At 35.7% G+C, this 597-nt stretch carries 1 protein-coding gene; it reads right to left on the bottom strand.

Annotation, left to right across the window (positions count from 1 at the left end; all coding sequences use genetic code 11):
* Window positions 1–65: 65 nt before the first annotated feature.
* Window positions 66–512: a hypothetical protein gene (locus DWZ93_RS14615; RefSeq protein ID WP_118383170.1), complete on the bottom strand. Its 447-nt coding sequence runs from the start codon at window positions 510–512 to the stop codon at window positions 66–68.
* Window positions 513–597: the final 85 nt, after the last annotated feature.

Consider the following 597-nt stretch of genomic DNA (forward strand, 5'->3'; position numbering starts at 1 on the left):
AAAGCTGCGCCACAGCCTTGGCAGACCATCGCGCAGCGATTTTGTTCAACTGGAATTTGTAAATATCATTTTACATTTTTATATGAAATCACAATATGACTTGGTGCAAATAATACTGATGCAATAATCAATAGCACTGACCTACTCATAATCCCACTAAATAAGAACAACATTGAAGGAATAATAGAAAGTGCTAATGCTCTGAAAACGCTGTTTTTCTTAAAACATATAATCCAAATAGCACAATAAAGCATTACCAATATGGTATCTACAATCAGATATAGTGCAAATGCTTCGTCAGACCACCACCCGAACCAAGTTCCCGGAACATTGATTATCATGAATCCGAAACAACCCAATCTCCCTACTTGTTCTGTGACCTCAACATATTTATTGTTCCACTTATTATCAAATCCATCTTTGCACTTAATCGCAAATACAACATTGGGTATCATAATGACTGCAATAAAAATCAGCCCAAAAACATTAAACCATTCCATATTATCTACCATCACAAACTTCGATTTTCTCAATTCTCCAAACTGTTAAGGAAACAATCGGAGTTGGTGTAAACGAAAAAGCAGCCTTGAGTTCTGA

The sequence above is a fragment of the Dorea sp. AF36-15AT genome, from assembly GCF_003477705.1.
Lineage (GTDB): Bacteria > Bacillota > Clostridia > Lachnospirales > Lachnospiraceae > Claveliimonas > Claveliimonas ammoniilytica.